The organism is Humidesulfovibrio sp., assembly GCF_031082295.1.
In the GTDB taxonomy this organism is placed as follows: domain Bacteria; phylum Desulfobacterota; class Desulfovibrionia; order Desulfovibrionales; family Desulfovibrionaceae; genus Humidesulfovibrio.
Window position 1 is genome coordinate 44,735 of the sequence record NZ_JAVHLD010000021.1, and the last position, 6,548, is coordinate 51,282.

The following is a 6,548-nucleotide window of genomic DNA, read 5'->3' on the forward strand; positions in this document are numbered from 1 at the left end:
CGTCCCTGCCCCTCCGCAACAAAAAAACGCCCATTCGGGCGTTCATCCTTAAACGAATAGGGCCAGAGGCTATTAGGCGAGGGCTGGCTGGCCGCGCAGGTTGCCGCGCACTGGCGCGTTCTCGGAAACACTCTGCGGCGCGGATGCGGGCAGGTCGAGGATGCGCTCCTCAAGGTATTCGCTCGCGTTGTCCTCAAGGAAGCGCAGGAAGGCGTTGTTCAAAGCATGGCCCGAGGCAAAAATCTCGAAGCGGCCCTGCAAGGGCAGTCCCATGACGGCCATGTCGCCAACAAAGTCCAGCATCTTGTGGCGCACGAACTCATCCGGGTAGCGCAGCCCGTCGGTATTCAGCACACCAAACTCGTCAAGGACAACGGCGTTGTCCAGCGTGCCGCCCAGGGCGAGGCCGTTGGCGTGCAGGTACTCCACCTCGCGCAGGAACCCGAAGGTGCGCGCCTTGGCGATATCAGCGGCAAAGGCGTCCGGCGTCACTTCCATGCACAGGTTCTGGCGGCCGATGAGCGGGTGGGCGAACTGGATGGTGCAGTCAACCTCGAAGCCGTCGTGCGGGGTAGCCTTGATGTACTTGCCGTCTTTCTCAAAGGTCAGCGGTCGAGTGATTGCCAGGACCTTGCGGGCCTTACCCTGACGGCGAACGCCAGCCTGGTTAAGCAGATAAACAAAGGAGGCGGCGCTGCCGTCCATGATGGGCAGCTCGCGACCCTGCACCTCGATGCGGATGTTGTCGATGCCCATGCCGCGCACAGCCGCGAGCAGATGCTCCACTGTGGCGATGCTGTCGTGGCCGTTGCCAAGGCTTGTGGCCAGGCCGGTATCCACGACAAGGCGGGGCTTGGGGCTCAGGAAGGAGGTGCCCGATCCGCTGCGCAGGGCAAAAAGAATGCCCGTATCTTCGGGCGCGGGACGTAGCACAAGCTCAACCTTCCTGCCACCATGCAGGCCGATTCCCGTGCAGCGTACCGTATTGCGGATCGTGGTCTGATGCATGACTCCTCCGTCAGCAGCTCATATGCATATGAAGTGCCAACGGTCGGACGCTAGTCAACACACTGATTACATGACACAATTTCATGAATCCGCACCAGAAGGAGTGTGTTGATTCCCCCACTCTGTGCACAAATGCAACAACTTGGGCGCAACATTGTGGCATTCAGGCCGCAGAGCGTTCAGCGCGGAGCATCCTGTCCAGGCCTGAATAATCGCGCAAAATGACAGGGGCAGCAAAGCCCTGATCGGGGCTGCGGAAGAAATCGAGCACCGCCCTGCCCTGGCCGGAACCGAACTCGCACAACAGCGTCCCGCCAGGCTTGAGCGCTGTTTTCGCCACCCGCGCCAGGCCATGGATGTGCGCAAGCCCTTCGTCGGGACTCACCAGCGCGCTGGCCGGCTCGAAATCACGGACCTCGCGGCTCAGTTCGGCGTATTCCGTCTCCGTAACATAGGGCGGGTTGGCAACGATCATGTCAAGGGAAGCAGGCGCAAGCTCAATGCGGGTGAAGTCAGCGCAGCGAAATTCCAGTCGTTCCTCGACCTTGTGCCGCCGGGCGTTGCGTCGGGCAACCTCAAGCGCTTCAGCGCTCAAGTCGATGGCAATGCCGCGTGCGTTGGGGAACACATGCGCCAGGGCAACGGCCAGGGCTCCCGACCCAGTGCCGAAGTCGGCGAAGGACAGGACGCTGTCCGTGGGAAAGAGACGCTGCGCCTCGTCAATCATGAGTTCCGTTTCCGGGCGCGGAATAAGCACGTCCGGTGAAACGTGGAAGCTCAAGCCGTAGAATTCCTTTTCGCCCAGAAGGTAGGCCACGGGCTCGCCCTTGGCACGGCGCGCCACAAGAGCCCGAAACACATCGAAGGCCTCAGCCTCGAAAGGATCCTTGGCGTGGGTGACAAGCCCGAGGCGCGACATCCCCTGGGCCTTGGCGGCGAGGAGTTCCGCGGATGCGCGCGGAGCGTCCACGCCAAGTGCGGAGAGTTCGGCGGTGGCGGCGGCCAGGGCCGCGAAGATGGTCTGGTGCTGGTCGCGCCCGGACACGGGGCTACCCGCCAGAGGCCTGCTGCTTCAGTGACTCGGTCTGGTAGTGGCTGGTCAGGGCCTGGATGAGGTCGCCGCAATCTCCTTCCATGACCGCGTCAAGCTTGTACAAGGTCAGGTTGATGCGGTGGTCGGTCACGCGTCCCTGGGGGAAATTGTAGGTGCGGATGCGCTCGGAGCGGTCGCCGGAGCCCACCTGCGCGCGGCGGATGTCCGTCTCGGCGGCCTTGGCCTTCTCCTGTTCCTGCGACAGCAGGCGCGAGCGCAACACCTTCATGGCCGAGGCCTTGTTCTTGTGCTGCGACTTCTCATCCTGGCACTGCACCACAAGCCCCGAAGGGATGTGGGTGATGCGCACGGCGGACTCCGTCCTGTTAACGTGCTGGCCGCCGGCGCCGCTGGCGCGGAACACGTCGATGCGCAGGTCCTCGGTGCGGATGTTCACGTCCACTTCCTCTGCCTCGGGCATGATCGCCACGGTGACGGCGGAGGTGTGGATGCGGCCCTGGGCCTCGGTGGCGGGCACGCGCTGGACGCGGTGCACACCGGCTTCCCATTTGAGCTTGCTGTACACGCGCTCGCCGGAGATGGAGGCGATGACTTCCTTGTAGCCGCCGGTGTCGGTGGGGCTGGCGTCGAGAATCTCGACGCGCCATCCCAGGCGCTCGGCGAAGCGGGAGTACATGCGGAAGAGATCGGCGCAGAACAGGGCGGCTTCCTCGCCGCCGGTGCCCGCGCGAATTTCAAGGATGCTGTTCTTGTCGTCAAGCGGGTCCTTGGGCAGCAAGAGCAGCTTCAGCTCGGCGTCCAGCTCCTCCAGTCGGGCCTTGAGGCCTTCGCTCTCAGCCTCGGCCATCTCGCGCATCTCGGGATCGGCGTCCTTGAGCAGCTCGTGGTTGTCGGCCAGCTCCTGGCTCAGGCGCTTGTACTCCTGGAAAGCCTTGACGATGACGCCCAAGTCGGCGTGGCTCTTGGCGACCTTGCGGTAGCGTTCCTGGTCGGCCAGAACCTCAGGCGCGCCAAGTTCGCGCTCCAGGTCGTGGAAGCTGTGTTCAATCTCTTCGAGCTTGGCAAACATCAGGGGCACCCCTCCTCGCTCACGGCACATTTGAGGGCGGCCATGGCCACCTCGATCTGGCTGTCGTCCGGTTCCTTGGTGGTCATCATCTGAAGCACCAGTCCGGGCCAGCAGAGCATGCGACAGAGCACGTTGGAACTGAACTTTCCGGCCAGCCGGATGAGTTCGTAGGCAATGCAGCTGATGGGTATCATGAACAACAGCTTCACGGCCACGATGTACAAGTGCTTGAGCAGAAAGACTTCCGGCTTGTAGAACGTCAGCAGCCAGGGCACAAGCGCCGTGTACAGCAGGATGCTCACGGCCAGCACGAACAGCAGAAACGAGGTCCCGCAACGCGGATGCAGCCGACTGTTGCTGCGCGCGGCGGCTACCGTCACTTCCTTGCCGCTCTCAAAGGCCCAGATGACCTTGTGCTCGGCACCGTGGTACTGGAAGACACGCCGGATGTCCGGCACGAAAGAGATGGCTCCGATGTAGCCCACAAACATAAGCATTTTGAACGCGCCGTCCCAGGCGTTGAAACTCAGGGTCTCAACATCGCCGGACAGGCCCAGCCACTGCATGCCCACCGACAGGAAGTGCGGCAGCACGACGAACAGCCCAAGCGCCACGCCAAGGGCCACGATCATGGTCATCACGAGATGCCAGGGTGTCAGTTCCCCGCCACTCTCGTCCTCCTCCACGGCCTGCATGGCCGAGAAGTTCAGAGCCTTGATACCGTTGACCAGGGTCTCAAGCAGCACCGGAAAACCGCGAAGCATGGGCTTCCTGAGAATCGCCGCGTCGGTCAGGCTGAACCACGGGCGCAACTCCACGACGATCTCGCCATCGGGCTTGCGCACGGCGATGGCCAGACGATTCTTGGAGCGCATCATGACGCCTTCGATGACGGCCTGCCCACCCACGGTGGAGTTGGCGGCGAGGAAAGGGATCAGGGGGATTTTCAAGCGCTTACCTCATGGACATTGGGACATTCGGGCCTTGCGTCATGCTGCCAGGACATTCCCGGCGGCCCTACCCAGATAAGTCCAGGCGGTTCGAAGTAAAGGCCGGGCAGGCCGTGGGAAACAAGAATGCCTCCATTGGCGACCCAACAGAGGCATTCCGAATTGCGTGCGTCGGGCGCTACTTCTTGGCTTCGGCGAGGTTCCCGTACTTCTTGCGGAAGCGGTCGATGCGGCCTGCGGTATCCACAAAACGCTGCTTGCCGGTGTAGAACGGGTGGCAGTTCGAGCAGATTTCAACCGAGAGTTCCTTGCCCTTGGTGGTGAGCAGGGTGGCCTCGTAGCCGCAGTTGCAACGGATCAACGTTTCGTTGACGTTGGGATGAATTTCTTTTTTCATGACTGTCTCCAGGCTCGTTGTTCACGTGAAGCATCGACATATACGCCCGAAATTCTCGGAAAGCAAGAGGTCAGGGCCAAATATTTCCCGCCGGGCCAAACCAAGGCCACATGCGGCCCGGTTGACTTACGCGACACCGGCGAGTACCGCTCTTCAAGCGATCATTGCCAGCTTGCGCGCCATACGGGAGTCCGGGCCAACCGGACTGAGAGGGTCTCTAACCGCGAGGCCGACCGTTGAACCTGTCGGGTCATGCCGTCGGAGGAAATGGACACCATCCCTTCATGCATGCACTCCCGCCGACTCAAGCGCCCTGCCCGGCCAAACCCCAGGTCGTCGTTCACGACGAGGAGCATGCATGCCCATCATCAAGACCAACAAGGCCCTTGCCGACATCCTTGACCAGCACATCACGGCCCTATCCGCCTTGGAGCACATGTCCGAGGCCGACATCCGCCAGCGCATCAATCAGGGCTTGTTGACCCTTCTTGCCAACCCGGCCCACGTCGGCGTGCGTCCCACCCTTATCGGCCAGCCCGCCCGTGTCAAGGTGAATGCCAACATCGGCACCTCTCCGCTGACAAGCGACATGGCTGGCGAGACAGACAAGCTCAAGGTGGCGGAGAACGCCGGGGCCGACGCGGTCATGGACCTGTCCACCGCGGGCGACCTCGACGCCATCCGCGTGCGCATGCTGGCTGAGACGCCGCTGCCGCTTGGCACCGTGCCCATCTACGCCGTAGCCGGGGCCTGCGCCAAGGACGGCCGCGACCCCTCCGATTTCGAACCCGGCGAACTGCTGGTCGAGGTCGAGAAGCAGGCCCGGCAGGGCGTGGACTTCATGACCCTGCACTGCGGGCTCACCCGTCGCGGGGCCGAGCTTGCCATGGACGGTTCCCGTATGCTCGGCATCGTCTCGCGTGGCGGGGCCATCCTGGCGCGCTGGATGCGCCGCCGGGGCGAAGAGAACCCGCTCCTGACCCACTACGACGCCCTGCTCGACATCGCCCGCGCCCACAACGTCACCTTGAGCCTCGGTGACGGCCTGCGCCCCGGGGCTGGCTGCGATGCCGGCGACCCGGCCCAGTGGGAGGAGGTGCTGACCTTGGGCGTGCTCGCCAAACGGGCCTGGGCCGCTGGCGTGCAGGTGATGATCGAAGGTCCCGGACATGTGCCCCTGCATCTTGTGCAGGCGCAGATCCAGGGCATCAAGCGCGCCACCTTCGGCGCTCCGCTGTATGTGCTGGGACCGCTTGTCACAGACACCGCAGCCGGGCGCGACCACATCGCCGGGGCCATCGGCGGTGCGCTGGCCGCCCAGTACGGCGCGGACTTCCTGTGCTATCTGACTCCGGCCGAGCACCTCTGCCTGCCGGACGCCCGCGATGTGCACGAAGGCGTTCTCGCCTCGCGCATCGCCGCTCAGGCTGGCGAGGCCGCCCTCGGCCGCCCCTGGGCCGTGAAGCGCGAGCATGAGATGTCCGACGCGCGCATGAAGCTCGACTGGAAGCGCATGTCTGACACGGCCCTCGACCCCTGCCTGGTTCGCTCGCGCTCTGCAGGCACGGAACACGGCAAGGAATGCGGCATGTGCGGCAAGTTCTGCGCCATCCGCATGGCTGAGCCCGAAGCGTAGTACAGCCAGAGCCAGACGCAAAAAAAGAGGCGGGGGCTTTTTCAAGCTCCCGCCTCTTTAATTGACTGAAGTCGGAACTACACGCAGCCGGTGGGCTTGGGCAGGCCGGCCATTTTGCAGGCGCCCTTGCCGGGGCCGGACGGGAACAGCTCGTAGATTTCCTTGAGCTTGTAGCCGGTGACCTTGGACAGGATGCGCACCATGGGAGCGATGCCGTTCTTCTTGTAGTAATACGGAACATTCTGACAATGTACTAAATGACAGCCCCTTACGAGGGGCTGTCTCATTTCGGGATACCAGCTTGGGATACGGGGTTCTCAGCACAACAGCTTTTCCTGTAGACTCGCCGAATACTCAAGCTGGATTTAATACGACGACAGGAGGTCCATGACCTGCACCCAGAATATCGGTCCATTCAAAACGCAAGTCGTTTT

The 6,548-nt window shown here is 62.9% G+C and carries 7 protein-coding genes; 1 reads left to right on the forward strand and 6 read right to left on the reverse strand.

Translation table 11 applies throughout. From position 1 onward, the window contains the following. Window positions 1–72: 72 nt before the first annotated feature. The 5 genes from lpxC to rpmE all read right to left on the reverse strand — a co-directional run bounded on the left by lpxC (window position 73) and on the right by rpmE (window position 4,478). The gene (gene lpxC / locus RDU24_RS11290; RefSeq protein WP_308735864.1) at window positions 73–1,008 is read right to left on the reverse strand and encodes a UDP-3-O-acyl-N-acetylglucosamine deacetylase; all 936 of its coding nucleotides are present in this window, start codon (window positions 1,006–1,008) and stop codon (window positions 73–75) included. 163 nt (window positions 1,009–1,171) lie between these two features. Continuing rightward, entirely contained in the window at window positions 1,172–2,053 is an 882-nt protein-coding gene (prmC, locus tag RDU24_RS11295; RefSeq protein WP_308735865.1) for a peptide chain release factor N(5)-glutamine methyltransferase, read from the reverse strand. A gap of 4 nt (window positions 2,054–2,057) precedes the next feature. Then, on the reverse strand, window positions 2,058–3,131 hold the full coding sequence (prfA, locus tag RDU24_RS11300) for a peptide chain release factor 1 (RefSeq protein ID WP_308735866.1): 1,074 nt from the start codon (window positions 3,129–3,131) through the stop codon (window positions 2,058–2,060). Beyond that, window positions 3,131–4,009 carry a DUF1385 domain-containing protein gene (locus tag RDU24_RS11305; protein WP_308735870.1) on the reverse strand — a complete coding sequence of 293 codons (879 nt, stop codon included), beginning with the start codon at window positions 4,007–4,009 and terminating at the stop codon, window positions 3,131–3,133. The genes prfA and RDU24_RS11305 overlap by 1 nt, the downstream gene beginning before the upstream one ends. Window positions 4,010–4,259: 250 nt before the next feature. After that, a complete protein-coding gene (rpmE, locus tag RDU24_RS11310; protein ID WP_308735867.1) occupies window positions 4,260–4,478 on the reverse strand; it encodes a 50S ribosomal protein L31 in 219 nt (72 codons plus the stop codon). 358 nt (window positions 4,479–4,836) lie between these two features. Between rpmE and thiC the strand changes: the two genes are divergently transcribed. After that, the gene (gene thiC / locus RDU24_RS11315) at window positions 4,837–6,114 is read left to right on the forward strand and encodes a phosphomethylpyrimidine synthase ThiC (protein WP_308735868.1); all 1,278 of its coding nucleotides are present in this window, start codon (window positions 4,837–4,839) and stop codon (window positions 6,112–6,114) included. 77 nt (window positions 6,115–6,191) lie between these two features. On the opposite strand, the gene RDU24_RS11320 is transcribed toward thiC, so the two are convergent. After that, complete coding sequence (locus RDU24_RS11320; protein ID WP_308735869.1) at window positions 6,192–6,401, reverse strand: TusE/DsrC/DsvC family sulfur relay protein; 210 nt, start codon at window positions 6,399–6,401, stop codon at window positions 6,192–6,194. Between the last annotated feature and the right edge of the window lie 147 nt (window positions 6,402–6,548).